The following is a 26112-nucleotide window of genomic DNA, read 5'->3' on the forward strand; positions in this document are numbered from 1 at the left end:
CTCAGACCCGAGTGACCCAGACCCGAGCTCGTACCGTTTTCCTGCTCGCGCACACCGGACGGCCTGCCGCCATCCGCAGTGCCGAACTCGTCGTGCAGGGGCTGCTGCGCAGCGGCATCGGCGTACGGGTCCTGGAGGCGGAGGCGGCCGATCTGCCGCTGCCGCCCGAGGTGGGCACCGTGAAGGAGGCCACGCCCCAGTGCCTCGACGGCTGTGAACTGCTCGTCGTCCTCGGTGGGGACGGCACCTTGCTGCGCGGCGCCGAGTTCGCCCGCGCCTCCGGGGTGCCGATGCTCGGCGTGAACCTGGGCCGTGTCGGCTTCCTCGCCGAGGCCGAGCGCGACGACCTCGACAAGGTCGTCGACCGGGTGGTGACCAAGGCGTACGAGGTCGAGGAGCGGATGACCATCGACGTCGTCGTGCACAGCAACGGCGATGTCGTGCACCGCGACTGGGCGCTCAACGAAGCGGCCGTGCAGAAGATGTCGGCCGAGCTGATGCTCGAGGTCGTCCTGGAGATCGACGGGCGTCCGGTCACCGGCTTCGGCTGCGACGGCATCGTGTGCGCGACCCCGACCGGCTCCACCGCGTACGCCTTCTCCGCGGGCGGGCCCGTGGTGTGGCCGGAGGTGGAGGCGCTCCTGATGGTGCCGATCAGCGCCCACGCCCTGTTCGCCAAGCCGCTGGTGACCTCGCCGGACTCGGTGCTCGCCGTGGAGGTCCAGCACCACACGTCGCACGGGGTGCTGTGGTGCGACGGGCGCCGGACCGTGGAACTGCCACCGGGCGCGCGGGTCGAGGTGCGCAGGGGCGGGGTGCCGGTGCGGCTCGCGCGGCTGCACCACGCGTCGTTCACCGACCGGCTGGTCGCGAAGTTCGCCCTGCCGGTGGCCGGGTGGCGCGGGGCCCCTCAGTAGCCGTACGCCGGATCTCCGGGAGCCGCGGCAGGGCGCGCCGTCACGCCGTGGCGACGACCGTTATCGCGCGGCGCCGCATCACGCTCGCCACCGGGAGGCCGGTGGCGAGCAGCGTGAGGAGCAGCGTGCCCGCCGCGATCCCCGCCGGCACACCCCACGGCAGGTACGGGAGCGCCGAGCCGAAGGCGGTGCTGAGGATCGGGGCCAGCGTGCCGAGCGCGATCGCGGTGCCGAGCAGCAGCGCCGTCCCGGCGACGACCACGGCCTCCCAGGCGGCCATCGCCCGCACTTGGGCACGTTGGCTGCCCACCACCCGCAGCAGGGCGACATCGCGGCGCCGCTCGAAGGAGATCATGGCGAGGGTGTTCGCCGCGGCGATGGCGGCGAAGCCCGCGTAGAGCCCCGTGCCCACGTAGTCGAGCCAGACCTCGCCCGTGCTGCCCGCCGAACCCGTGTGGTGCTGCGCCGTGGTGTGCATGCCGATCTTCGTCAGGCCGAACCCCACGACCAGCAGGAGCGGCACCACCGCGGCGGAGAAACGGCGGGGCTGCGAGCGGACGTTGAGCATCGCCAGGCGCGCGCTCGCGCCGAACCGGCCCACCAGGGCGGAGACGAGCCAGGCCGCGGGCCCGATGATCCGCGGGCCAAGCAGCCCCGCGCCGACGCAGAAGAGGATCAGGACGAGGAAGGCGCCCTCGCTCGCCTCGTCCGACGGCTGCTTCGACAGAAGGACGGAGATCGCGCAGGCCCCCGCGACCGCGATCAGGCCGAGCGGCGCCCGGAGCATGCCGAGCCCCCGCCGCCCGGTCGCCGCCTCACTCAGGGCGCGGGCCGGTCGGAGCAGCGAGAACCGCAGTGCCGAGAGGAGCGCGGCGAGCGTCGTCGTCACCACGGCCACGCCGAGGCACACCGGCAGGGCGACCCAGCCGAACCGGAAGCCCGCCTCCGCGGGGAGCAGCCCGTGCGCCACCATGCCCGCGTGCCACCAGCGCGCGACGAAGCCGCCCAGGACGAAGCCGGCCAGCGCAGCGGGGACCGACGCGGCGAGGGCCTGAACGGCGACCGCGCGGCGCACCTGGCGGGGCTTGGCGCCGATGGAACGGACCATGGCCAGCTCGCGGTGCTGCTGCGTGACGGCCGTACCCATCGTCGACGCGACCACGAATATCGACATGTAGACCGATCCGATGAGAAGGACCACGGCCATGTCGCCGACGCCGTTCTCCGTGATTTGCCTGCGGGCCCGTGTGGAGAGCCCTTCCGTGCCCGTCGTGCCGAGCATCATCGTCGACGCGCTCACCACCGTCGCCGCGAAGAGCGCGGCCACCGCTGTGCCCATGAATGCCGGGCGATGCGCGCGCAGCGCCGCCTGTGCCAGTCCCGTTCCCATACTGATCATGGTGGGCTGCCGGGGTATCCGCCCACCAGGAGGCTGGCAGGAAGATCCTTGTGGGGGTAATCCCCACCACCGAACTCCCACCCCTCGATCCGTACCCCTGCGGGTGACGCGTCCGTTCGGTCCGCCTTTGCCACCTGCGTCTTCGTGGACGGAAAGCGGAAGGAGACCAGGGGCCGTCGCACACCTGGCCCATGACCTCGTAAGGTCGTGTCCGTGTTGGAGGAGATGCGGATACGGTCGCTCGGAGTCATCGACGACGCGGTGGTCGAGCTGTCGCCGGGGTTCACCGCGGTCACGGGCGAGACCGGTGCGGGCAAGACGATGGTGGTCACCAGCCTTGGCCTGTTGCTCGGCGGTCGCGCCGATGCCGCCTTGGTACGGATCGGTGCCAAGGCGGCGGTGGTGGAGGGCCGGATCACTGTGCCCGAGGGCACCTCGGCCGCCGTGCGCGCCGAGGAAGCGGGGGCCGAACTCGACGACGGAGCGCTGCTCATCAGCCGTACGGTCTCGGCGGAGGGGCGCTCCCGTGCGCACCTCGGCGGCCGTTCGGTCCCGGTGGGCCTGCTGTCCGAACTCGCCGACGACCTCGTCGCGGTGCACGGCCAGACGGACCAGCAGGGCCTGCTCAAACCGGCCAGGCAGCGCGGGGCCCTCGACCGGTACGCGGGCGACGCGGTCGCCGTGCCGCTGGCCAAGTACACGGCCGCGTACCGCAGGCTGCGGGCCGTGACGACCGAGGTCGACGAGATCACCACGCGTGCGCGTGAACGGGCCCAGGAGGCCGATCTGCTGCGCTTCGGCCTCGACGAGGTCGCGGGCGTGGAGCCGCGCGAGGGCGAGGACACCGAACTGGCCGCCGAGGCCGAGCGGCTCGGTCACGCGGAGGCGCTCGCCTCCGCCGCCACGGCCGCGCACTCCGCGCTCGCGGGCATCCCAGAGGACCCGGAGGGCGTCGACGCCGCGACGCTGGTGGCGGGCGCCCACCGAGCTCTTGAGGCGGTGCGTTCGCACGACCCCGCGCTGGCCGCCCTTGCCGAGCGGATCGGCGAGATCGGGATTCTGCTGGGCGATGTGGCGGGTGAGCTCGCGGGGTACGCGGACGACCTCGACGCCGATCCCCTGCGCCTCGCGGCGGTGGAGGAACGGCGTGCCGCGCTCACCCAGCTGACGCGGAAGTACGGCTCCGACATCGACTCCGTGCTGGCCTGGGCCCAGGAAGGGGCCGCGCGGCTCACCGAACTCGAGGGCGACGACGACCGCTTGGAGGAACTGACCGCCGAGCGGGACGCCCTGCGGAGCGAACTCGCGGGGCTCGCGCAGGCGTTGACCGATGCCCGGATGGAGGCGGCGTCGCGGTTCGCGGCGGCCGTCACCGCGGAGCTGGCCTCGCTGGCGATGCCGCACGCGCGCGTGACGATCGACATCACCAGTACGGAGGTGCCGGAGGGCGCGGACGGCGTGCCGGTCGGCGGACGCGTCGTCGCATACGGCCCTGCGGGCGTCGACGAGGTGGAACTCCTCCTCGCCCCGCATCCGGGAGCTCCGCCGCGGCCGATCGCCAAGGGCGCGTCCGGCGGTGAGCTGTCGCGCGTGATGCTCGCCGTCGAGGTCGTCTTCGCGGGCACGGATCCCGTGCCGACGTACCTCTTCGACGAGGTCGACGCCGGTGTCGGCGGCAAGGCCGCGGTCGAGATCGGCCGCAGGCTCGCCCGCCTCGCCAAGTCCGCGCAGGTCGTGGTCGTGACGCATCTGCCCCAGGTGGCGGCCTTCGCCGACCGGCAGCTGCTGGTCGAGAAGACGAACGACGGGAGCGTCACGCGCTCCGGCGTGCTGGTCCTCGAGGGCGAGGACCGGGTCCGGGAGCTGTCCCGGATGCTGGCGGGCCAGGAGGACTCGGAGACCGCGCGGGCGCATGCCGAGGAGTTGCTGGCGACGGCCCGCGGGGACGGCTAGGGGGACGGGTCGGGGCCGGGCGCGCGCCCGGCCCTAGGCTGGCCGCATGATCGACCGCAAGCCCGCCCGGCGCCTCCCGGCCCTCCTCGCCTCCGCCACCGTCACCCGTGCGGCCACCACCGTGCTGCGCTCACGCGCCCCCGGCGGCCCCGACCGCTGGCAGCGGAAGAACTACGCGGGACGGGCGGTGGAGTTGTACGCCGGGCCCGCCGCCGCCCTTGGTGCGGCGGCCGGAGCCGTGGCGCTGCCAGCCAGGACCCGGGCCGCCGCCGCGCTCGCCGTGCTCGCGGCGGGGGCCTGCGGGGCGTACGACGACACGGCGGGGGAGGGCGATCCGCGCCGTGGCTTCCGTGCGCACCTGGGCGCGCTGCGGGACGGCGAAGTGACCAGTGGGGCCGTGAAGTTGTTCGGGATCTCCGTGGCGGGGCTCGCCGCGGGTGCGCTGCTCAAGGAGCGGCCGGTGGACAAGCTCCTTGCGGGCGTCGTGATCGCGGGCACCGCCCACTTCGTCAACCTCGTGGACGTACGCCCGGGAAAGGCCGCCGGAGCGGTGGTCGCGCTGGGGGCTCCGGGGCTGCTGCGCCGAGGCACCGCCGGGGCCCTCGCCGCCGCCTCCGTGGGGGCCGCGGCGGCCGTGCTGCCGGACGACATCGGGGAGCGAGCCATGATCGGCGACGCGGGCGCACACGCCCTGGGCGCGGCCCTCGGCACCGCCATCGCCGCAGGCAACGGCCGCCTGGGCCTCACCGCCCACGCGGCGGCCCTGGTTGCGGCTGCTGTGTGCGGGGAGAGGGTGAGCGCGGTGGCCGGGAGTCGGGGTTAGGGGGCGGGGGCATGCCTGGCCGGGACTCGGGCACGGTACGGCTGCGCGAGCCTCACCACCCATGAGACGGCCCTGGTGGCAGCTGCCGTGTGAGGGAAGAAGATCAGCAGGGCCCAGAGCCAGGCAGCTTGGCGTCATGGTCGAGCCACGCCGGAGCATTGCCCGGCCGGGGTGTGCCATACCAAGGTCCTGCCCAGCCGGGGCTCTGCCCGGCCAGGGCCTTGCACAGCCAAAGCGCCGCACAGCCGAAGCCCCGTCTGGCCAGCGGCCTGCCGCGCCGAGCTTCTGAAAGGCTTTCGCTTGAAGGGGTGGCGCTGCGAAGATGCGGGGGCCGCAGGTCGTCCACGGTGCTGAATCCCCGTTGTCCTCACCCGTGTGGGTGATCCGGGTCAGGGAGTTGCCCGCCCCGACACGGAAGAGGCCTTTCGGCGGTGCCGGAACGTCCGTACGGACTGGCATCCTTGGCGCAGCCCCCCGACGCCGACCCAGGAGCCCCGGCTACGTGAGCCACGTGAGCAGCCACTCACCGCACGGTCAGATCCCGCTGCACACCGTGCAGGTGCTGGGCGGTGGCAGCGCGGGCAGCAGTGCCCACGTCAGGTCGCTCGCCGCGGGCCTCGCGGCGCGGGGCGTGCGGGTCACGGTGTGCGCCCCTTCCGAGGCGGCCGGCGCCTACGACCTGACGGGCACCGGCGCCCGGCACGTGCACGTGCCCCGCAGCAGCGACCCCGCATCCGTCGCCGCCCTCCGGATGGCCTGCGTGGACGCCGACCTCGTGCACGCGCACGGACTGCATGCCGCGCTCCGCGCCGCCCTCGCGCTCACCGGACGCCGCATCCCCCTCGTCGTCACCTGGCACACGCGCGCGCACGCGGAAGGCGCCCGCGCCCGGCTCCTGCACCTCCTGGAGCGACGCGTCGCCAAGGCCGCCGCCGTGGTCCTCGGCACCTCGTCCGACCTCGTGGACCGCGCCCGCAGCAGGGGCGCACGGGACGCCCGCCTCGCCCCCGTCACGTTCCCCGCGCCGCGCGCGGCGGCCGGGACGTCAGGGGCGGCCGAGGATGCCGAGGGGCTGCGCCACAAGGCCCTCGCCGAACTCGGCGCCGTCGGACGCCCGCTGGTCGTCACGGTCGGCACGCTCGAACGGCAGCGGGGCCACGACGTCCTCCTGGAGGCCGCGCGCGCCTGGCGCCACCTCGACCCCCTGCCGCTCGTCGTCATCGCGGGCGAAGGGCCCGAGCGCGCCGCACTGCAGCGCCGCATCGAGGGCGAAGGCCTCCCGGTCCGGCTCGTCGGGCGGCGCGACGACGTGCCCGAGATGCTCGCGGCGGCCGATCTCGTGGTGCTGCCCAGCAGCTGGGAGTCCCGCTCCGTACTCGCCCAGGAAGCTCTGCACGCGCGCGTGCCGCTCGTCGCGACCGCTGTCGGCGGCATCCCCGAACTGGTCGGTGACGCCGCCGCGCTCGTCCCGTACGGCGACGCCGAGGCGCTGGCCACCGCCGTCGCACGCCTCCTCGCCGACCCCGCGCTCAGGGAGCGGCTCAAGGACAAGGGCACCGCCCAGGCGGCGACATGGCCGACCGAGGACGAGACGGTCACCCAAGTCCTGAGTGTCTACGACGAGTTGACCCAGCCCTTCGCCACCTAGGGCCCGGGGCCCACGCGCTACGCCACATGCCTCCGGGCCCGCAGCGCCAGGCTCAGCGCGAGCACCGTCTGCGGGTCGTCCAGGTCCGTGCCCAGGAGTTCACTGATCCTGGCGAGGCGGTTGTAGAGCGTCTGACGGTTCAGGTGCAGTTCGCGCGCCGTCTCCGCCTTGCGTCCCGCATGGGCCAGGTACGTCTGCAGGGTGGGCAGCAGCGGTGGCTTCGATCGCCGGTCATGGGCCCGCAGCGGGCCGATCGCGCGGTCCACGAACGCCGCGAGCGCCGAGTCGTCGTAGTTGTGCAGGCGCCACAGCAGCAGGTCGATGTCCAGCCGCCGCGCGTCGTACCAGGGGCGGTCCGAGAGGCCCTGCGCGGCCGTCGCCGTCTCCGCCGCGTGCCGCAGCCCCGCCGAGGCCGCCGCCCAGCCGCCCGCCACCCCGACCACCACGACCGGCGGCAGCGCCCCGGCCCGCTGCATCCCCGCCCGCTCCACGCCCGCCCGCAGCGCGGCGGCGACCCGGTCGGCCACCGCGGTGCGTTCGGATTCCGAGCGCAGGCCGAGCAGCAGCGGGACGCGCCCCTCGACCGGACGTACGCCGAGCAGCACCGGCACCCCCACCGCGGCGAGTTCCTCCGCCACCGCACGCGCGAGCACGGCCCAGCCGCCCCCGGGCGGAAGACCGTCCGCGAGCCGCATCACCACCGGGAGCAGCGGGCTCTCGCCGGGCTTGAAGCCGAGCACCCGCGCCTGGGCGGGCGCGTCGTCGGCCTGGATCCGTCCCTCCGCCAGATCGGTCAGGAAGTCGCCACGGCCGCGCGCGGCGAGCTCCTCTTCCTGGCGTGCCTGCATCAGGACCACCGCGAGCGAGCCCGCTGCCCGCTCCGCCGCGATCCGGTGCACCGGAAGCAGCGCGGACTCCACGGCGAGCAGCACCAGACGGGCGCGTACCGAGCCCGAGCCGGGACCGCCGCCGGGCACGTCGACGAGCAGTGCGCCGGCCGGCGGCCCGTCCTTGTGCTGGCCCCGCAGCCCCTCCCACACCTGGAGCGGATCGGCGCACTCCGTGCCCGCCCCGGCGGCGTACAGGAGCTGCCCGTCCGCCGTCTCCAGGAACACCGGGTTACCGCTGAAGTCCGCCAGGACGTTCAGGACCTGGGGTACGCCGCCCCCGCCGAGCAGCGCCTCCGTGCAGCGCCGGTGGACCTCCTCGGCCCGCTGGAGCAGCGCGTAGTGGCCGTTGACGATCTCTGTGTGGACCTCTTCGGTGACCGTCACGAAGGGCACCTCGCGGTGCAGCTGCACCAGTGGGAGACCCGCGGCGCGCGCCGTCTCCACTATGGCCGCCGGTAGCCGCGTGAAGCGCGGGCCCAGTTCGACGACGAGGGCAGCGATGCCGCGCTCGGCGAGCTTGCGCACGAAGACGCGCTGCTCGGCGGGGCGTGCGCCCAGGCCGAGGCCCGTGGTCAGGAGCAGCTCGCCGCCCTTGAGGAGCGAGGCGATGTTCGGCACTTCGCCCGCGTGCACCCACCGCACCGTGCGCTGCAGCCGTTCGGCGCCCGCGACCACCTCGGGGAGGCCACCGCGCAGCCCCGGTAGTTCCAGGGCGCGCTGCACGGTGATGCCGCCCTGGGTGCCCTGCGTGCCCTGACTTTCCATGGAGCGGACGCTACCTGCGCATACGCTCCGGGAACATCTCCGGCCGATTACGGGAGTGATCTGTTCCGCTCATGTCCCGGCAACCGGTCGCCCCGGAACGGAAAACGGACGGCGACGGGGATCCCGTCGCCGTCCGGACCCGGAGGGCCTCGCTAGCCGCCGTACGCCCCGCTGGCGGTCAGCCGCAGTGCCGTGTCGATCAGCGGCACGTGGCTGAAGGCCTGCGGGAAGTTGCCGACCTGGCGCTGCAGCCGCGGATCCCACTCCTCCGCGAGGAGCCCCAGATCGTTGCGGAGCGCGAGCAGCTTCTCGAAGAGCTTGCGGGCCTCGTCCACCCGACCGATCATCGCCAGGTCGTCCGCCATCCAGAACGAGCAGGCCAGGAAGGCACCCTCGTCACCCTCCAGGCCGTCCACGCCCGCGTCGTCGCCGGTCGTGGGGTAGCGCAGGATGAAGCCGTCCGACGTCGAGAGCTCCCGCTGGATCGCCTCGATCGTGCCGATCACGCGCTTGTCGTCCGGCGGCAGGAAGCCCATCTGCGGGATGAGCAGCAGCGAGGCGTCCAGCTCCTTGGAGCCGTACGACTGCGTGAACGTGTTCCGCTCCTTGTCGTAGCCCTTCTCGCAGACGTCCCGGTGGATGTCGTCGCGCAGCTCGCGCCACTTCTCCAGGGGGCCGTCCGCGTCGCCGGACTCGATGAGCTTGATCGTGCGGTCCACGGCGACCCAGACCATCACCTTGGAGTGCACGAAGTGCCGGCGCGGGCCGCGGACCTCCCAGATGCCCTCGTCCGGCTGGTCCCAGTTCGTCTCCAGGTACCGGATCAGCTTGAGCTGGAGCAGCGAGGCGTAGTCACTGCGGGCCAGGCCCGTCATGTGCGCCAGGTGCAGGGCCTCGGTGACCTCGCCGTACACGTCGAGCTGGAGCTGGTGCGCGGCGCCGTTGCCCGCCCGCACCGGTGTCGAGCCCTCGTATCCCGGCAGCCAGTCGAGCTCCGCCTCGCCGAGCTCACGCTCGCCCGCGATGCCGTACATGATCTGCAGGTTCTCGGGGTCGCCGGCCACCGCGCGCAGCAGCCACTCGCGCCAGGCGCGGGCCTCCTCGCGGTACCCGGTGCGCAGCAGCGAGGAGAGGGTGATCGCGGCGTCGCGCAGCCAGGTGTAGCGGTAGTCCCAGTTGCGGGAGCCGCCGACGTCCTCCGGCAGCGACGTCGTGGGCGCCGCGACGATGCCGCCCGTGGGGGCGTACGTCAGGGCCTTCAGCGTGATCAGCGAGCGGACCACGGCCTCGCGGTACGGGCCGTGGTACGTGCAGTGATCCACCCACTCGCGCCAGAAGTCCTGCGTGGCCACGAGGGCGTTCTCCGGCTCGGCGGGCGCGGGCGGCTCCTTGTGCGAGGGCTGCCACGAGATGGTGAACGCGATCCGGTCACCGGGCGCGACCGTGAAGTCCGAGTACGTCGTGAGGTCCTTGCCGAAGGTCTCGGCCGACGTGTCGAGCCACACCGAGTCGGGCCCCGCGACGGCCACCGTGCGCCCGTCGACCTTGTGCACCCAGGGCACCACTCGGCCGTAACTGAAACGCATCCGCAGGGCGGAGCGCATCGGTACCCGGCCGCTGACGCCCTCGACGATCCGCACGAGCTGCGGGGCGTCCGTGTCGCGCGGCGGCATGAAATCGGTCACGCGGACCGTGCCGCGCGGGGTGTCCCACTCGGATTCCAGGATCAGCGAGTCGCCGCGGTAGGTGCGCCGCGCGGCGGTCGGCGGTGGTGCGTCGGGGCTGTGAGCGGGCCCGAGACGCCAGAATCCGTGCTCCTCCGTGCCGAGCAATCCGGCGAAGATGGCGTGAGAGTCGAAGCGGGGCAGGCACAGCCAGTCGACCGTGCCGTCCCGGCAGACCAGGGCAGCGGTCTGCATGTCTCCGATGAGTGCGTAATCCTCGATGCGCCCGGCCACGTGCATCTCCAGTCAAACGGCCACGTCGCCCTCTCGGGGGCGCTCGCTCTACGGTCAAGGGTTCGCTGTAAAACGAACTGCACGAGCCTCTTGTTCCGGGCGAACGGACGGGGGTGATTGCCGTTGATCGGTCCGGCTCGGCAGCGAGTGTCCGAGCAGGATACGACGCACCCAGGTGATCTGCGCGCCGCTCCCGGCAACGAGCCTGCGCCGAACGGGTGAGCGCCAGGTGAGGGAGGTGTGACGGGAGTGCCCGAGCGTGGCCGGAAGCAGCCTCCCCCGGTCGCTGATACCCTGGTAGCCCGTGAGCCGGTGGTCATTGAACCCCCGAACCGCAGCGACGGCACCTCCTCCAGAACCACCTGAGGACGACGCCGGTACGCACCCTCCAGACCGCGACCACGGGAGCCCCCTCTTGGCCATGCAGCCCGCTGCTTTTCGAAACAGCACAGCCACGACGACCAAGCACATCTTCGTCACCGGGGGTGTCGCGTCTTCCCTCGGGAAGGGGCTGACGGCCTCCAGTCTCGGCGCGCTGCTCAAGGCCAGGGGTCTTCGGGTCACCATGCAGAAGCTCGACCCGTACCTGAACGTCGACCCCGGCACGATGAACCCCTTCCAGCACGGTGAGGTGTTCGTCACGAATGACGGCGCCGAGACCGACCTGGACATCGGTCACTACGAGCGCTTCCTCGACGTCGACCTCGACGGCTCGGCCAACGTCACCACCGGCCAGGTCTACTCGCAGGTCATCGCCAAGGAGCGGCGCGGCGAGTACCTCGGCGACACCGTGCAGGTCATCCCGCACATCACCAACGAGATCAAGCACCGCATCCGCCGCATGGCCACCGACGACGTCGACGTGGTCATCACGGAGGTCGGCGGCACGGTCGGCGACATCGAGTCGCTGCCGTTCCTGGAGACCGTCCGCCAGGTCCGCCACGAGGTCGGCCGCGACAACGTCTTCGTCGTGCACATCTCGCTGCTGCCCTACATCGGCCCGTCCGGTGAGCTGAAGACCAAGCCGACCCAGCACTCCGTCGCGGCCCTGCGCAACATCGGTATCCAGCCCGACGCCATCGTGCTGCGCGCCGACCGCGACGTGCCGACCGCCATCAAGCGCAAGATCTCGCTGATGTGCGACGTCGACGAGGACGCGGTCGTCGCCTGTGTCGACGCCAAGTCGATCTACGACATCCCGAAGGTCCTGCACACCGAGGGCCTCGACGCCTACGTGGTGCGCAAGCTGGACCTGCCGTTCCGCGACGTGAACTGGACCCAGTGGGAGGACCTCCTGGACCGGGTGCACAACCCGAACCACGAGGTCACCATCGCGCTGGTCGGGAAGTACATCGACCTGCCCGACGCCTACCTCTCGGTGACCGAGGCGCTGCGCGCCGGCGGCTTCGCCAACCGTGCCCGCGTCAAGGTCAAGTGGGTCACCTCCGACGACTGCAAGACCCCGGCGGACGCCGCCAAGCAGCTCGGCGACGTCGACGGCATCTGCATCCCCGGCGGCTTCGGCGACCGTGGCGTGACCGGCAAGGTCGGCGCCATCACGTACGCCCGTGAGAACAAGATCCCGCTGCTCGGCCTCTGCCTCGGCCTGCAGTGCATCGTGATCGAGGCCGCCCGCAACCTCGCGGACATCCCCGACGCCAACTCCACGGAGTTCGACTCCGCGACCGCGCACCCGGTCATCTCGACCATGGCGGAGCAGCTGGACATCGTCGCCGGTGAGGGCGACATGGGCGGCACGATGCGGCTGGGCATGTACCCGGCGAAGCTCGCCGAGGGCTCCATCGCGCGCGAGGTCTACGACGGCAAGGAGTACGTCGAGGAGCGCCACCGTCACCGCTACGAGGTGAACAACGCCTACCGCGCCGAGCTCGAGAAGAAGGCCGGCATCCTCTTCTCCGGCACGTCCCCGGACGGCAAGCTCGTCGAGTACGTCGAGTACCCGCGCGAGGTGCACCCCTACCTGGTCGCCACGCAGGCGCACCCGGAGCTGCGCTCGCGCCCGACCCGCCCGCACCCGCTCTTCGCGGGCCTGGTGAAGGCCTCGGTGGAGCGCCAGACGGGTAAGTAGCACAAGAGCGATACGGTTGCCGGGGGACGAGCCTTGTGAGGCGCGTGCCCCGGTTTCTGTTTGCACGTGTGGGAGGACAGGGCGACATGACGATCAAGGACACTGCCGAGGAGTGGCAGGTCACGGCCACGCAGACGCCCTTCGTGGGGAACAAGACCTCCGTCCGTACGGACGACGTGGTCATGCCCGACGGCACGGTCGTCACCCGTGACTACCAGGTGCACCCCGGGTCGGTCGCCGTGGTCGCCCTGGACGACGTGGGCCGCGTCCTGGTCCTGCGCCAGTACCGCCACCCCGTCCGCCACAAGCTCTGGGAGATCCCGGCCGGGCTGCTCGACGTCCCCGGCGAGAACCCCCTGCACGCGGCCCAGCGCGAGCTCTACGAAGAGGCGCACGTCAAGGCCGAGGACTGGCGCGTCCTGACCGACGTCTACACCACGCCCGGCGGCTGCGACGAGGCCGTGCGGATCTTCCTGGCCCGCGATCTGTCCGAGGCCGACGGCGAGCGCTTCGAGGTCTCCGAGGAGGAGTCCGACATGGAGCTGGCGCGCGTACCGCTCGACGAGCTCGTACGCGGTGTGCTCGCCGGAGAACTGCACAACAACTGCCTCGTCGTGGGCGTCCTTTCGCTGACCGCCGCACTGGCGGGCGACGGCGTCGACGCGCTGCGTCCCGCCGACGCGCCCTGGCCGGCGCGCCCCTTCGAGGCCTGAGGGGCCTGAGGGGCCATCAGGGCTCTCCGGTGTGACGATCTGCTGATCCGATCGGGGGACTTGTGCGCGCCGCTCGCCGGGGGAGGCGCCACGGCCTGAACTAGGCTCTGGAAGCGTCCCGACCGGAGTCCCGGCGGGTTCGCGCGCAGGCGGACGGAGCATGGCCCGTGACGGATCAGGCGGTCGACACGGACGGTTCGGCGGCGGGCGGCGCGGTGCCCCGGCCCGCTCCGGCCCAGACTTCCGAGGGCGGTCAATTCGTCGGCCGTCGCAGGGAGTTGAAAGAGCTCCGCGCCGACATCGACCGCGCGGGGCTCGACACCATCTCGGGCCGCAAGGCGCCACGGGCCCGGGTGCTCCTCATCGCGGGCCGCCCCGGATCCGGCCGCACCGCACTCGCCGAGGAACTCGCCCGGCAGGTCGCCGACGCCTACCCCGACGGGGTGCTGCGCGCCCAGCTCACCGAACCCGACGGCACGCGCGTGCCCACGGAACGCACCGCCCGCGAACTCCTGGACGCCCTCGATGTGCCCGCACCGGCGGGCGCGGACGAGGACGAGCTCGCCGAAGTGCTCCGCGAGGCCCTCTCCGGACGCCGGGCCCTGCTCCTCCTGGACGGGGCCGCGGACGCCGAGCAGGTCGACCCGCTGCTCCCGGACGCGCCCGAGTGCCTGGTCGTCGCCGTGTCGGAGGGCCCGCTCACCGGGATCCCGGACGTGCGGCCGTGCACGCTGGGCGGCCTGGACACCGCGGCGGGCGTCGAACTGCTCTCCCGTGCGGCGGGCCCGGTGCGCATCACCGTCGACCCGCGGTCCGCGGAGAGCCTGGTCGAGGCGTGCGCCGCGCACCCCGCCGCGCTCGTCCTGGCCGGCGGCTGGCTCTCCGGGCGGCCCAAGGCGGCCGTCGCCGACCTGGCCAAGCAGGTGCACGACCGGCCCGAGGACGAATCGGCGCCCGGCGCGCTCTCCCGCATGTTCCAGCTCTCGTACGCCTCGCTGCCCGGGGCGGCCGCGCGGATACTGCGTTACCTCTCCCTCGCCCCCGCCGGTCACATCGACCCGCACACCGCGTCCGCGCTCGCCGGCTGCTCGGTCTCCGCGGCCCGCACGACCCTGGACGACTTCGTGAAGCTCGGCCTGGTCAGGGCCGTGGATTCACCGCTTCCGCAGTACGAGCTGCCGGCCTGCCTGGTGCCGCTCCTGCGGGCGCGCACCGAGAGCCAGGACCGGGCCGCCGAGGTGCAGCTCGCGCGGGCCAGGATGCTGGAGCGGACCGTGCGCCTCCTCCAGTCCTGCCGGGCGATCACGGAGCCGGACGGCTCCGGGGCCCGCAAGAAGCTCGCGGGCCTGCCGCGCGCCCTGCGGTTCCCCAGCCCCGCCGCGGCCTCGGAGTGGCTGCGCATCCGGCAGCCCGCCCTGCTGGCCGCCGCACGCCTCGCGGTCGCCGACGGGGAGCTCGACACCCTCGCGCGACGCCTGATGGCGGCCCTGACACGGGCCCTGGTCGCCCACCGGGGCACGGAGGAGGCGGCTCCGGAGCTGTACGGAATCCACCGGCTCGTCCTCGATGTCGCCGAACGCCGGAATCTGCCCCGTGAGAAGGCGGCGGCCCTCCTGAATCTCGCGGATCTGGACGCGCGGACGGGACGCACGCAGGAGGCGCTGGTGCGCTATCGGCTCGCTCTGGACGCCGGACGGGAAGCAAATGATCCGTACGCGACCGGTCGCGCGATGGAATCCGTAGGTGGTGCCCACCAGGAGCTGGGGGACTGGTCGCGGGCCTCGGACTGGTTCGGGCGCGCCCTCGCCCATCGGCTCGCGCGCGACGAGCGCACCGACGCCGCCCGCCTCTACGGCCGCATCGCGACGGCGCACACCTATGCGGGCCGCTACGGCGAGGCGCTGCGCAACTGGAGCTCCGCCGTCACCGGGCACCGCAAGACCGGTGATGTGGCGGGCCAGGCGCGGGCGTTGAGCGAGCTGGCGCGGGTGCAGGAGTACGCCGGGCGACCCGAGGAGTCGCTGCGCACCTGCCAGGAGGCCGTCGAGTGGGCGCGGCAGGCCGGTGACGTACGTCTCCAGGCGGCGCTTCAGCTCAGGCTGGCCGACACCCTGGACCGGCTCGGCGACCCGGCTGCCGCCCGGCTGCACCGCAGTGCCGCCGAGCGCATGCTGGGAAGTGAGCTCGACGAGGTCACAGGGCTTGCATCGAAAGATGGAGCAACGGCTTCCGCCTACGAAATCCGTAGCGCTTCCGCAGAAGATTGATGCATTGAAAGGCTAGACAGCGAGAAGTCCTTCATTAGACTGGCTCCGCCGCGTACTTCCGCGGTGTCTCCGATGCGCCCTCTTGTGTATCGGTATGTAGTTCATTGCCCGAAAGATCCCTGAGCCAAGAGGACCGTGATCGACGTGAAGGTCGGCATCCCCCGCGAGGTCAAGAACAACGAGTTCCGGGTGGCCATCACCCCCGCCGGCGTGCATGAGCTGGTGCGCCACGGCCACCAGGTCGTCATCGAGCGGAACGCCGGGGTCGGCTCCTCGATCACGGACGCGGAGTACGTCTCCGCGGGCGCCCGGATCCTGGACACCGCCGACGAGGTCTGGGCCACCGCGGACCTCCTCCTGAAGGTCAAGGAGCCGGTCGCGGAGGAGTACCACCGCCTCCGCAAGGACCAGACCCTCTTCACCTACCTGCACCTGGCGGCGTCCAAGGAGTGCACGGACGCGCTCCTGGACTCCGGCACGACCGCCATCGCGTACGAGACCGTCGAGACCGCGAACCGCGCGCTCCCGCTGCTCGCCCCGATGTCCGAGGTCGCGGGCCGCCTGGCCCCGCAGGTCGGCGCCTACCACCTGATGGCCGCCAACGGCGGCCGCGGTGTCCTGCCCGGCGGTGTCCCCGGTGTCGCGGCCGGCAAGGCCGTCGTCATCGGCGGCGGCGTCTCCGGCTGGAACGCCATGCAGATCGCCATCGGCATGGGCTTCCACGTGACCCTGCTCGACAAGGACATCAACAAGCTCAAGGAGGCGGACAAGATCTTCGGCACGAAGATCCAGACCGTCGTCTCCAACGCCTTCGAGCTCGAGAAGGCCTGCCTCGAGGCCGACCTCGTCATCGGCGCCGTCCTCATCCCGGGTGCGAAGGCCCCCAAGCTCGTCACCAACGAGCTCGTGTCGCGCATGAAGCCGGGAAGTGTCCTTGTCGACATCGCGATCGACCAGGGCGGCTGCTTCGAGGACTCGCACCCGACGACGCACGCCGAGCCGACCTTCCCGATCCACAACTCGGTGTTCTACTGCGTCGCCAACATGCCCGGCGCGGTGCCCAACACCTCGACGTACGCGCTGACCAACGCGACGATGCCGTACATCGTCGAGTTGGCGAACCGCGGCTGGGTCGAGGCGCTCCGCCGCGACAAGGCCCTCGCCCTGGGCCTCAACACCCATGACGGCAAGGTCGTTTACAAGGAGGTCGCCGAGTCGCACGGTCTCGAGCACGTGGAGCTGGAGACGCTCCTCGGCTGAACCTGACCGCTTTCGTCAACGAAAGTCGTCAATCTCACGCCAACGGCCGGACCTTGAGAGGGGTCCGGCCGTATGCGTATGTCCGTGGACATGGTCAACTCGCCTTGAACGTAACCCTTTAACCGATTCGCACACCCCGGAATCGTGCCGAAGACACGCCGTGCACCCTTGACATGGGGGCGTTCGATTGCCGACACATCGGGCCGGGTCCGGCGGATTGTGTTGCTGCGGACCGGTGACACGCCATAGAGTCGCCAACCGTCGGCATGGTGCCACGCTGACCTATCGAGAAATTTCCTGGTCACCAAGGAGGTAAGACGACTTGTGAATGAGTCGACATTTGCTCCCGGGGGTGGTCAACCAGGAACCTCTGAGCGGGGCCAAGGACCCGTGGGGCTCGAGGCTGTCGGCTCCGTCGCTGTCCGCACCTTCGAAGCCCGCCAGAAACCGCAGCCGACTGGGGCGACCCAGCCGACATCGTCTGCACCCCAGAGCATGGATGGCCATCACGTGAACGCCATGGCCGGCGACCGGAGTGGCGAGAACACCACCCACACCCAACTCGCCGACTACGAGGAACTGCCCCAGGGGCACTTCTACGACCCTGACGCCGAGTACGAGCCCGATCCCGAGTACGCGGCCACGCTGGCCCCGGACGCGGCCCGTCAGCGCCGTGAGCGCATCGGTCCCACGGGACGCCCGCTGCCGTACTTCCCGATTCCGGGTCCGCTGACCGATCACGGTCCCGCGAAGATCATCGCGATGTGCAACCAGAAGGGCGGCGTGGGCAAGACGACGTCGACCATCAACCTGGGTGCCGCGCTCGCGGAGTACGGACGCCGGGTCCTGCTGGTCGACTTCGACCCGCAGGGCGCGCTCTCGGTGGGCCTCGGGGTGAACCCGATGGAGCTGGACCTGACGGTCTACAACCTGCTCATGGAGCGGGGCATGTCGGCCGACGAGGTGCTGCTGAAGACGGCGGTCCCGAACATGGACCTGCTGCCCAGCAACATCGACCTGTCGGCCGCCGAAGTGCAGTTGGTGAGCGAGGTCGCGCGCGAGTCCACGCTGCAGCGGGCGCTGAAGCCGCTGATGCAGGACTACGACTACATCGTGATCGACTGTCAGCCCTCGCTCGGCCTGCTCACCGTGAACGCCCTGACGGCGGCTCACAAGGTGATCGTGCCGCTCGAGTGCGAGTTCTTCGCGCTGCGCGGTGTGGCCCTGCTGACGGAGACCATCGAAAAGGTCCAGGAGCGGCTCAACCCCGACCTGGAGCTCGACGGCATCCTGGCCACCATGTACGACTCCCGCACGGTGCACAGCCGTGAGGTGCTCGCGCGGGTGGTGGAGGCCTTCGACGATCACGTGTACCACACGGTGATCGGACGCACGGTCCGTTTCCCGGAGACCACGGTCGCCGGTGAGCCGATCACGACGTACGCATCGAACTCGGTCGGCGCGGCCGCTTATCGCCAGCTCGCCAGGGAGGTGCTCGCCCGGTGTCACGCCGAGTGAGTCTGCCGGGGGCCGACGAACTGTTCCGTACGACCGGGGGGATGGCGCTGCAGTCGTCCTCCCCGCGACGCCAGGCGAACGGCGAGGCGAGGGTGCCCCCGCCCGCGGGCGAGAGCGACGAGGCCGCAGCCGGTGACACCCACGGTGGCGCCGCGGCGGGAGACGGCGGTGACGCCGCCGAACACGGCGCCGCCGACGCGGAGTCGGGTGAATCCCGCAGCCGCTCGGCCGCCGAGGGCGAGAAGGACGGGCGCCGTCCCGCCCAGGGCCAGGAAGGCGCCGCCGCACAGAGCGGCGGCGGCCGGTCCGCGAACTCCTCCTCCACGGCACAGGCGCGGCGGCGCGCACGGGCCGCCAACCGGCGGCCCAGCGGGCGCGAGCGGCACGACGAGAAGATCACCGTGTACGTGTCCGCCGAGGAGCTGATGGACCTCGAGCACGCGCGTCTGGTGCTGCGGGGCGAGCACGGGCTCGCGGTCGACCGCGGGCGCATCGTCCGTGAGGCGGTGGCCGTCGTCCTCGCCGATCTGGAGTCACGCGGGGACGCGAGCATTCTCGTACGACGGCTTCGCGGGCGGTAGCGGTAGCGTTCCCGCCTGATGGCCACGACTGACGACTCCGCACCGCCTGCCCCTCGCCGCGCCCTGGGGCGGGGCCCCGGTGTGGCTCCCGCGGAGCCCGAACCGGAGCCTCAGCCCGAGCCCGAGCCGTCCCCGGAGCCCGAGCCGGATACTCTCCCCGAGCCGGACGACGGGCGGTTCAAGGTCCGTCTCGCCAACTTCGAGGGCCCCTTCGACCTGCTGCTCCAGCTCATCTCGAAGCACAAGATGGACGTCACCGAAGTCGCGCTGTCCACGGTGACAGACGAGTTCATGGCGCACATCCGCGCCATGGGGCCCGACTGGGACCTGGATCAGACCACCGAGTTCCTGGTGGTCGCCGCCACCCTGCTCGACCTCAAGGCGGCCCGCTTGCTGCCCTCCGCGGAGGTCGAGGACGAGGCGGATCTCGCGCTGCTCGAAGCGCGGGACCTGCTCTTCGCACGGCTGCTGCAGTACCGCGCGTACAAACGGATCGCCGACATCTTCAGCGAGCGGCTGGAGGCGGAGGCGCGGCGCTATCCGCGGACCGTCGGTCTTGAGGCCCACCACGCCGAGCTGCTGCCCGAGGTCGTCATCAGCATCGGCGCCGAGGGGTTCGCCGCGCTCGCCGTGAAGGCGATGCAGCCCCGGGCGAAGCCCCAGGTGTACGTCGACCACATCCATGCCCCGCTGGTCTCCGTGCAGGAGCAGGCCGGGGTCGTGGTGGCCCGGCTCCGGGAGCGGGGCGAGGTCAGCTTCCAGGTGCTCGTCGAGGACGCGGGGGACACCCTCACCGTCGTCGCCCGCTTCCTCGCGCTCCTGGAGCTGTACCGCGAGAAGGCCGTGGAGCTGGACCAGGAGGCCGCCCTGGGCGAGCTGATGGTGCGGTGGACCGGCGGGGACGGCGACGGACAGCCGACGGTGACCGACGAGTTCGACCGCGCCCCGGAGCCGGTGAGTGAGGAGAAGGCCACATGAACCCCACGAGTGCCGAGAGTCCTGCGGGAGACCTGGCGGGCGCCGTCGCCGATCTGGAGCTGCGGCCCGCCCTGGAGGCCGTCCTCATGGTCGTCGACGAACCGGCCACCGAGGAGCATCTCGCCAAGATCGTCGACCGGCCCCGGCGGCAGGTCGCCGACGCGCTGCGGGAGCTCGCCGACGAGTACACCGTGCAGAAGCGGGGCTTCGAGCTGCGGCTCGTGGCGGGCGGCTGGCGGTTCTACACCCGGCCCGAGTACGCCGCGGCCGTGGAGCGCTTCGTCCTCGACGGGCAGCAGGCGCGGCTCACCCAGGCGGCCCTGGAGACCCTCGCGGTCGTCTCGTACCGCCAGCCGGTCAGCCGTTCCCGGGTCTCGATGGTGCGCGGAGTGAACTGTGACGGCGTGATGCGGACGCTCCTCCAGAGGGGTCTGGTGGAGGAGGCGGGCGCGGAACCCGAAACAGGTGCGATCCTGTATAGGACGACGAACTACTTTCTGGAGCGGATGGGCCTGCGCGGCCTGGACGAGCTCCCGGAGCTCGCGCCCTTCCTCCCCGAGGCGGAGGCGATCGAGGCCGAGACGCTGGAAGGCGTTCCGTCGTTCGACCCGGACGCACCCGATGCGCCGGGTTATGAGTACACCGAGGGCACAGTCGACTAACGGAAATTTGATGCGAAGCAGCAACGGCAGGAACAGCAGCGGAAACAACGGCGGGAGCCGTGGTGGCAACAGCGGCAGCCGTGGCAGCAGCGGTGGGCGCCCGAGCGGCGGCGGTCGCGGGAGCGGCGGTGGCCGCCCGACCGGCGGTGGCCGTGGCGGCAGTGGCGGCGGCGGTGGCGGCCGTGACTACCGGGGTTCCGGTAACAGCCCCGACCGGCAGGGTCGCGGCGCCGGTGGCGCGCGCGACGACCAGGCCGCGCCGAAGCGCGAGAGCAAGCCCCGTCCCGAGGAGCGCCGCTATGACGTAGGCGGCGACGCCTCCAGGAAGGGCCGCGGCGCGGCTGCGCGCGGCGGCGCCAAGGGTGGCCCCAGGGCGCCCCAGGGCTCGGACCGCGGTACCCGGCGCGGCGCGGGAGCGCCCGCGACGTCCCGTGAGTACGACGCGCGGCAGGAAGAGCGCAACCGCGAGCGTTACGCGGGCAAGCCGAAGGCCAGCCCGCCCAAGACCTTCCCGGGCGCCGAGCAGGAGGGCGAGCGGCTGCAGAAGGTCCTCGCCCGCGCGGGCTACGGCTCGCGCCGTGCCTGCGAGGAGCTGGTCGAGCAGGCGCGCGTCGAGGTCAACGGCGAGATCGTGATGGAGCAGGGCCTGCGGGTCCAGCCGGAGCGCGACGAGATCAAGGTCGACGGCCTGACGGTCGCCACCCAGTCGTACCAGTTCTTCGCGCTGAACAAGCCCGCCGGTGTCGTCTCCACCATGGAGGACACCGAGGGCCGCCAGTGCCTGGGCGACTACGTGACCAACCGCGAGACGCGGCTGTTCCACGTCGGCCGCCTGGACACGGAGACCGAGGGCGTCATCCTGCTCACCAACCACGGTGAGCTGGCCCACCGCCTCACGCACCCGAAGTACGGCGTGAAGAAGGTCTACCTCGCGCACATCGTCGGTCCGATCCCGCGTGACCTGGGCAAGCAGCTCAAGGACGGCATCCAGCTCGAGGACGGGTACGCCCGCGCGGACCACTTCCGCGTCGTCGAGCAGACCGGCAAGAACTACCTCGTCGAGGTGACCCTGCACGAGGGCCGCAAGCACATCGTGCGCCGCATGCTCGCCGAGGCGGGCTTCCCGGTCGACAAGCTGGTGCGGACGTCCTTCGGGCCGATCACGCTGGGCGACCAGAAGTCGGGCTGGCTGCGCCGGATGTCCAACACCGAGGTCGGCATGCTGATGCAGGAAGTCGACCTCTAGGCGACGGCCTCAGGCTGAGGAGAGGCGGCCGGTTCCCGCGTGTGCGGGGGCCGGCCGCCTTTTCGTGTCTTGCGGGGCGCCATCCCCTCCCTTTATAGTCGAGCTGACCATAAAGGGAGGGGGTCGGGACCATGCAGGGCTACGACAAGTACGCCTTCGAGCCGTTCGCCGTCACCGTCGACCTCGCCGTCTTCACCGTCCGCGCCGGCCACCTGCACGTGCTGCTCGTCGAGCGCGGCCAGGAGCCGTACGCGGGCCGCTGGGCGCTGCCCGGCGGATTCGTGCTGCCGGAGGAGTCCGCCGAGACCGCGGCGGGACGCGAGCTCGCCGAGGAGACCGGCCTCACCGACAGCGCCGGGCTCCACCTGGAGCAGCTGCGCACCTACAGCGAACCGGACCGCGACCCGCGGATGCGCGTCGTCTCGGTCGCCTTCGCGGCGCTCGTCCCCGATCCGCCCGCCGTGCGCGCGGGCAGCGACGCGGCCCGCGCGGAGTGGCTGCCGTACGGCACCCAGGGGCCGCTCGCCTTCGACCACGACCGGATCCTGGCCGACGCCCACGACCGCGTCTGCGCCAAGTTCGAGTACACCGGCCTGGCCACGGCCTTCTGCCCGCCCGAGTTCACGCTCGGCGAGCTGCGGCAGGTCTACGAGACGGTGTGGGCCGCCGAGCTCGACCCGGCCAACTTCCGGCGCAAGGTGCTCGGCACCTCCGGCTTCGTCGAGGCGATCCCCGGTGCCGCGCGCCTGACGGGCGGCCGGGGCAAACCGGCGGCCCTGTACCGCGCCGGGCCCGCCACCTCCCTGCACCCGCCCCTGCTCCGGCCCTCGGTCATTCCCGCGGAACCCTCGGAAGGAAAGCCCTCATGAAGCGTGCCGCCACCGGATCCCTCATAGGCCTGGCCCTGGGGGACGCGCTCGGCTTCCCGACCGAGTTCAACGACGTGCCGTCGATCCTCGCCAAGTGCGGGCCCTGGCGGGAGATGGAGCTGCCGAGGCCCGCGATCGTCACGGACGACACGCAGATGACGCTGGCCCTGGCGCGCGGGCTGCGGACCGCCATGGACCGGGGGCTGCTCGGGCCGAAGCGGATGGAGCGGCCGGTACGCGAGGAGTTCGTGGAGTGGTACCAGTCACCGGAGAACAACCGCGCGCCCGGCAACACCTGCCTGAAGGCCTGCTACCTCCTCAAGACCGGCAAGCCGTGGGAGGAGGCGAGCCAGGTGCAATCCAAGGGCTGCGGAGCCAACATGCGGGTCGCGCCCCTCGGCTTCGTCCCCGGCCTGAGCGACGAACAGCGGGCGGGCGCCGCCCAGTTGCAGTCCGCGCTCACGCACGGCCACCCGACGGCGCTCGCCGCCTCCGACCTGACCGCGCACGCCGTGCGGCTGCTCGCGGAGGGGGCCGAGCTCACGGGGCTCGTGGGGCTGCTGCGCTCCTACGCGTACGAGAACCGCGAGACGTACCACCACCGCTGGCTCGGTGACCTGTGGACGCGCGGCGGGGCGCCGACCCCGGGGGCCTTCATCGCCGAGGGCTGGGACGAGTGTCTCGCCGTCCTGGAACGCCTGGAGTCCGCACTGCGCGGCGCCAATCCGGAGACCGACCCCTGCCTGGCCACCGGCGCGGGCTGGATCGCCGAAGAGGCCCTCGCCACCGGACTGCTCTGCTTCCTGATGTTCCCCGACGAGCCCCTCACCGCCCTGCGCAGGGCCGCCTGCACCTCGGGCGACTCCGACTCGATCGCCTGCCTGGCCGGCGCCTTCGCGGGCGCGCACCTGGGCGCGGACGCCTGGCCCGCCGAGTGGGCCGGGCGGATCGAGTACCGCGACGAGCTGCTCGAATTCGGGGCGCTCTGGGACGGGGACGCCTAGGCCGCGCCCGCCGACTCCCGTCGTACACGGAACAGGAAGTCCTCGATCCGGCGGCGGTCCGGCCCGGCGGGGAGCGGGGTGCGGGTGGCTGCCTCGTCCGCCTCCGCCGCGAGGCGGGTCATCCAGGACTCGACGTCCTGCCAGGACACCTCGCCGCGCCTGACCGCCAGCAGGGGCTCTCGCTGGTCGCCGACGTCGATCGTCAGGCTGCCGGTGCGCAGCAGGTCGCGGCAGCTCGTCAGGAGGCGCAGGAGGTGCATGGCGTGCTTCCAGCGGGGAGCGCCGTGCAGGCGTACGTCCGCTTCCAGCTTCTTGTGCTGGCCGAGTGCGTAGCGGCCGAAGGTGGTGTGGACCTGGCGGGACAGGAACGCGTCGCGCAGGGCCAGGAGTTCGCGGCCGGTGTCCGTGAGCTGCTCCACGAGGGGGGAGTGCAGGCACTCCAGGATGTTCGGGTTGGCGCGCAGGGCCAGCTCGCAGAAGCGCTCGAGCTCCCAGCTGAACTGCTCGTCCGCGGGGCCGTCCACGTGCGTGGGCGGCTTCTCGAAGTGCCAGAAGAGCGGCGTGGGGGCCAGGAAGACGCCCCTGCGGTCGGTGTCGCTGCCGTCCGTGGCCAGGCCGAAGGCGCGCGAGCCCATCACGCAGGCGTAGACGGTGTGGTCGCGTACGAGGTCCAGGTCCGTGGGGCGGTGCATGCGGGGAGCGTACGGGGGCGGGCTAGCCGAGCGTGATCGAATTTCCGGTGACGTCGATGTTCCGCGGGGGCAGCGGGCGCGGCGCGGGGCCGTCCGCCACCGAGGCGTCCGCCACCCGGTACTTGCTGCCGTGGCAGGGGCAGTTGATCGTGCCGCCCTCCACCGAGCCGACCGTGCAGCCCGAGTGGGTGCAGACCGCGGAGAAGGCCTTGAAGTCACCCTTCTCCGGCTGGGTCACGACCACCTTCTTGTCCTTGAAGATCTTCCCGCCGCCGACCGGGATGTCGGACGTCTTGGCCAGCTCCTCGGCCTGGGGCGGCGGCTGCTCCTTCCCGCGCTTCCCGCCGGACTTCGACGGCGCTGCCGAGCTGGTCTCCGACTTCGGCGGCTCCTCCGGCTCCGCCGCGCCCTCGTCCCCGTACTTGCTGCACCCGGCGGTCAGCGCGACCGCGCCGCCCGCGGCGATGACCGTGCGCCGTGAGGGCGGTGCGCCGCTCATGTCGTCACCCCGAACGTACGGAAGAACCACAGTGCCGACGTCAGCCAGACCACCGTGAGGACCACGAAGAGCAGTCCGCCGACCACCGGAAGCAGCCAGCCGGGCAGCTTCTCCGAGCGGAGCAGCAGCATCTTGGCGCTGAACGCGCCGAAGAAGAAGCAGCCGAGCAGCGAGTGCCACATCACCCGGGACGAGGACGTCTGGTAGCCGAGCGCGTAGAGGCAGTGCACCGCCACCGGGACCGCCGTCAGGAACGCGATCCGGCCCGACCAGCGGTGCAGCGCCGACGACCAGGACGGGCCCGGCAGGCGTCCGTACACCATGAACGCCGAGACGACCTGGACCAGCGCGAAGGCGAACGCCGTCGTGCCGAGCCAGGCCTTGACCGCGCTCGTGCTGCTGAACCCGGCGAGGTTGAAGGCCGTGCCCTCGGGGTCGTGCGTCCTGCCGTACACCCCGAGGCCGATCGCGACCACGGCGGCGACGAGGGCGGGGACGACGTAGCGGGCCGGGTGCGGGCGGCGGTGGTCGCCCATGCCCGGAGGCGGGCCGAAGCCGCCCTGTGTCGCGGCGTTCGGATCGACGCTCATGGCGGCTCCCTGGTCGGGGCGGAGCGGGTCAGGGGACGACGGGGCGGGCGGTGATGCGGGCGCCGTCGACCGTGACGGCGCCGGTCTCGGGGTCGAGGCGCGGTGCCTTCCGCGGCTTGTCGTCGCGCTTGACGATGCCGACCTGCCGCCCGTCGGGCAGGACGATCCAGCCGCCGTCTATCTTCGCGCCGCGCACCTCGGTGGTCGCTCGATAGAGCCCGGACGGCTTCTTGGCCCTGGCGGCGGTGAAGTCCCGCGGCTGCTTGCCGACCTCGACCTTGCCGGTGACCGCGTTGCCGGCGAGGGTGCCGTCCAGCTTCGCGCCGTGCTTGCCGGTGAGACGCATGGAGCCGTCGTCCTCGACATCGCCCTTCAGCCAGGACTCCGCGTCACGGCCGTTGCAGTAGTACGCGATGGCCTTGTCGTCCCGGATCGAGATGGAGACGGCGGCGGCGTCGTCGGCCGTGCGGCCCGCGTACTCGGATTTCCCGGCCGGCTTCTTCGACGGGCTCTTCGAGGGGCTCTTGGTGGGCGTGGGGGACGGGGTGTCCTTGGCGGGCTTCGAGGCGGAGGGGGCCGGTGGTGCGCCGCCGGGCGAGTCCCCTCCGTACGACGAATTGCCCGCCCCTGTCGTCGCGTTGAGCGACAGCATGAACAGGGCGAGCAGCAGCCCCCCGAGAAGCGTGTAGAGCGGGCCTGAGCGCTTCATGCGGCCTCCCCCGAGGCGTGGGCCTTGCCGGCCCCTCCATGCAAGCGGACCCGTGCCCCCGGCGTCCATAGTTGAACGCCCA

22 protein-coding genes are annotated in these 26112 nt (G+C 72.1%); 15 read left to right on the plus strand and 7 right to left on the minus strand.

Annotation, left to right across the window (positions count from 1 at the left end):
- The first annotated feature begins 11 nt into the window (after positions 1–11).
- Positions 12–917 carry an NAD kinase gene (locus OG302_RS32240; RefSeq protein ID WP_371750299.1) on the plus strand — a complete coding sequence of 302 codons (906 nt, stop codon included), beginning with the start codon at positions 12–14 and terminating at the stop codon, positions 915–917.
- A 40-nt stretch (positions 918–957) separates the two neighbouring features.
- Here OG302_RS32240 and OG302_RS32245 read toward each other — a convergent pair whose 3' ends face one another.
- Complete coding sequence (locus OG302_RS32245; RefSeq protein ID WP_371529977.1) at positions 958–2307, minus strand: FtsX-like permease family protein; 1350 nt, start codon at positions 2305–2307, stop codon at positions 958–960.
- A gap of 234 nt (positions 2308–2541) precedes the next feature.
- Between OG302_RS32245 and recN the strand changes: the two genes are divergently transcribed.
- From recN to OG302_RS32260, 3 genes are all read left to right on the plus strand, one after another.
- Positions 2542–4269 (plus strand): DNA repair protein RecN, encoded by a 1728-nt coding sequence (gene recN / locus OG302_RS32250; protein ID WP_371750300.1) that lies wholly within the window; start codon positions 2542–2544, stop codon positions 4267–4269.
- A gap of 46 nt (positions 4270–4315) precedes the next feature.
- The gene (locus tag OG302_RS32255; RefSeq protein WP_371529978.1) at positions 4316–5092 is read left to right on the plus strand and encodes a hypothetical protein; all 777 of its coding nucleotides are present in this window, start codon (positions 4316–4318) and stop codon (positions 5090–5092) included.
- A 502-nt stretch (positions 5093–5594) separates the two neighbouring features.
- A complete protein-coding gene (locus OG302_RS32260) occupies positions 5595–6740 on the plus strand; it encodes a glycosyltransferase family 4 protein (RefSeq protein WP_371529979.1) in 1146 nt (381 codons plus the stop codon).
- A 17-nt stretch (positions 6741–6757) separates the two neighbouring features.
- Here OG302_RS32260 and OG302_RS32265 read toward each other — a convergent pair whose 3' ends face one another.
- A complete protein-coding gene (locus tag OG302_RS32265) occupies positions 6758–8395 on the minus strand; it encodes a PucR family transcriptional regulator (RefSeq protein ID WP_361833862.1) in 1638 nt (545 codons plus the stop codon).
- A gap of 152 nt (positions 8396–8547) precedes the next feature.
- Positions 8548–10359, minus strand: a complete 1812-nt coding sequence (locus OG302_RS32270; protein WP_371529980.1) for a glycoside hydrolase family 15 protein — start codon at positions 10357–10359, stop codon at positions 8548–8550.
- 415 nt (positions 10360–10774) lie between these two features.
- Between OG302_RS32270 and OG302_RS32275 the strand changes: the two genes are divergently transcribed.
- From OG302_RS32275 to OG302_RS32325, 11 genes are all read left to right on the plus strand, one after another.
- Entirely contained in the window at positions 10775–12442 is a 1668-nt protein-coding gene (locus tag OG302_RS32275; protein WP_371529981.1) for a CTP synthase, read from the plus strand.
- A gap of 86 nt (positions 12443–12528) precedes the next feature.
- Complete coding sequence (locus tag OG302_RS32280) at positions 12529–13155, plus strand: NUDIX domain-containing protein (RefSeq protein WP_371529982.1); 627 nt, start codon at positions 12529–12531, stop codon at positions 13153–13155.
- Between the two features lie 167 nt (positions 13156–13322).
- Positions 13323–15422, plus strand: coding sequence for a tetratricopeptide repeat protein (locus OG302_RS32285; protein ID WP_371529984.1), 2100 nt, complete (start codon positions 13323–13325; stop codon positions 15420–15422).
- Between the two features lie 144 nt (positions 15423–15566).
- Entirely contained in the window at positions 15567–16682 is a 1116-nt protein-coding gene (ald, locus tag OG302_RS32290; protein ID WP_361834627.1) for an alanine dehydrogenase, read from the plus strand.
- A 324-nt stretch (positions 16683–17006) separates the two neighbouring features.
- The gene (locus tag OG302_RS32295) at positions 17007–18200 is read left to right on the plus strand and encodes a ParA family protein (RefSeq protein WP_371529985.1); all 1194 of its coding nucleotides are present in this window, start codon (positions 17007–17009) and stop codon (positions 18198–18200) included.
- Positions 18185–18781, plus strand: coding sequence for a hypothetical protein (locus OG302_RS32300; protein ID WP_371529986.1), 597 nt, complete (start codon positions 18185–18187; stop codon positions 18779–18781). Before OG302_RS32295 ends, OG302_RS32300 begins: the two co-directional genes overlap by 16 nt.
- Before the next feature lie 18 nt (positions 18782–18799).
- Positions 18800–19759 (plus strand): ScpA family protein, encoded by a 960-nt coding sequence (locus OG302_RS32305; RefSeq protein ID WP_371529987.1) that lies wholly within the window; start codon positions 18800–18802, stop codon positions 19757–19759.
- Positions 19756–20421 (plus strand): SMC-Scp complex subunit ScpB, encoded by a 666-nt coding sequence (gene scpB / locus OG302_RS32310; protein WP_371529988.1) that lies wholly within the window; start codon positions 19756–19758, stop codon positions 20419–20421. The genes OG302_RS32305 and scpB overlap by 4 nt, the downstream gene beginning before the upstream one ends.
- Positions 20422–20431: 10 nt before the next feature.
- Positions 20432–21667, plus strand: a complete 1236-nt coding sequence (locus OG302_RS32315) for a pseudouridine synthase (protein ID WP_371529989.1) — start codon at positions 20432–20434, stop codon at positions 21665–21667.
- A 131-nt stretch (positions 21668–21798) separates the two neighbouring features.
- Entirely contained in the window at positions 21799–22536 is a 738-nt protein-coding gene (locus OG302_RS32320) for an NUDIX domain-containing protein (RefSeq protein WP_371529990.1), read from the plus strand.
- The gene (locus OG302_RS32325) at positions 22533–23540 is read left to right on the plus strand and encodes an ADP-ribosylglycohydrolase family protein (protein WP_371529991.1); all 1008 of its coding nucleotides are present in this window, start codon (positions 22533–22535) and stop codon (positions 23538–23540) included. The genes OG302_RS32320 and OG302_RS32325 overlap by 4 nt, the downstream gene beginning before the upstream one ends.
- Here the strand turns inward: OG302_RS32325 and OG302_RS32330 are convergent.
- Genes OG302_RS32330 through OG302_RS32345 form a run of 4 tightly spaced genes read right to left on the minus strand, consistent with a single transcriptional unit; the run spans position 23537 to position 26030 of the window.
- Positions 23537–24232: a DNA polymerase beta superfamily protein gene (locus tag OG302_RS32330; RefSeq protein ID WP_371529992.1), complete on the minus strand. Its 696-nt coding sequence runs from the start codon at positions 24230–24232 to the stop codon at positions 23537–23539. The genes OG302_RS32325 and OG302_RS32330 overlap by 4 nt on opposite strands.
- 22 nt (positions 24233–24254) lie before the next feature.
- A complete protein-coding gene (locus OG302_RS32335) occupies positions 24255–24731 on the minus strand; it encodes a Rieske (2Fe-2S) protein (RefSeq protein ID WP_371529993.1) in 477 nt (158 codons plus the stop codon).
- Positions 24728–25321, minus strand: coding sequence for a DUF6529 family protein (locus tag OG302_RS32340; protein ID WP_371529994.1), 594 nt, complete (start codon positions 25319–25321; stop codon positions 24728–24730). Before OG302_RS32340 ends, OG302_RS32335 begins: the two co-directional genes overlap by 4 nt.
- A 28-nt stretch (positions 25322–25349) precedes the next feature.
- A complete protein-coding gene (locus tag OG302_RS32345) occupies positions 25350–26030 on the minus strand; it encodes a hypothetical protein (RefSeq protein WP_371529995.1) in 681 nt (226 codons plus the stop codon).
- Positions 26031–26112: the final 82 nt, after the last annotated feature.

Origin of the sequence: Streptomyces sp. NBC_01283 (genome assembly GCF_041435335.1) — a bacterium.
Lineage (GTDB): Bacteria > Actinomycetota > Actinomycetes > Streptomycetales > Streptomycetaceae > Streptomyces.

Bases quoted from the DNA above. Each gene is read 5' to 3' on its own strand.
- OG302_RS32305 (WP_371529987.1), top strand. From the start codon at position 18,800: ATGGCCACGACTGACGACTCCGCACCGCCTGCCCCTCGCCGCGCCCTG.
- OG302_RS32245 (WP_371529977.1), bottom strand. From the start codon at position 2,307: ATGGGAACGGGACTGGCACAGGCGGCGCTGCGCGCGCATCGCCCGGCA.
- OG302_RS32325 (WP_371529991.1), top strand. From the start codon at position 22,533: ATGAAGCGTGCCGCCACCGGATCCCTCATAGGCCTGGCCCTGGGGGAC.
- OG302_RS32315 (WP_371529989.1), top strand. From the start codon at position 20,432: ATGCGAAGCAGCAACGGCAGGAACAGCAGCGGAAACAACGGCGGGAGC.
- OG302_RS32330 (WP_371529992.1), bottom strand. From the start codon at position 24,232: ATGCACCGCCCCACGGACCTGGACCTCGTACGCGACCACACCGTCTAC.
- OG302_RS32320 (WP_371529990.1), top strand. From the start codon at position 21,799: ATGCAGGGCTACGACAAGTACGCCTTCGAGCCGTTCGCCGTCACCGTC.
- OG302_RS32280 (WP_371529982.1), top strand. From the start codon at position 12,529: ATGACGATCAAGGACACTGCCGAGGAGTGGCAGGTCACGGCCACGCAG.
- recN (WP_371750300.1), top strand. From the start codon at position 2,542: ATGCGGATACGGTCGCTCGGAGTCATCGACGACGCGGTGGTCGAGCTG.
- scpB (WP_371529988.1), top strand. From the start codon at position 19,756: ATGAACCCCACGAGTGCCGAGAGTCCTGCGGGAGACCTGGCGGGCGCC.
- OG302_RS32340 (WP_371529994.1), bottom strand. From the start codon at position 25,321: ATGAGCGTCGATCCGAACGCCGCGACACAGGGCGGCTTCGGCCCGCCT.
- OG302_RS32265 (WP_361833862.1), bottom strand. From the start codon at position 8,395: ATGGAAAGTCAGGGCACGCAGGGCACCCAGGGCGGCATCACCGTGCAG.
- OG302_RS32345 (WP_371529995.1), bottom strand. From the start codon at position 26,030: ATGAAGCGCTCAGGCCCGCTCTACACGCTTCTCGGGGGGCTGCTGCTC.
- OG302_RS32275 (WP_371529981.1), top strand. From the start codon at position 10,775: ATGCAGCCCGCTGCTTTTCGAAACAGCACAGCCACGACGACCAAGCAC.
- OG302_RS32335 (WP_371529993.1), bottom strand. From the start codon at position 24,731: ATGAGCGGCGCACCGCCCTCACGGCGCACGGTCATCGCCGCGGGCGGC.
- OG302_RS32255 (WP_371529978.1), top strand. From the start codon at position 4,316: ATGATCGACCGCAAGCCCGCCCGGCGCCTCCCGGCCCTCCTCGCCTCC.
- OG302_RS32270 (WP_371529980.1), bottom strand. From the start codon at position 10,359: ATGCACGTGGCCGGGCGCATCGAGGATTACGCACTCATCGGAGACATG.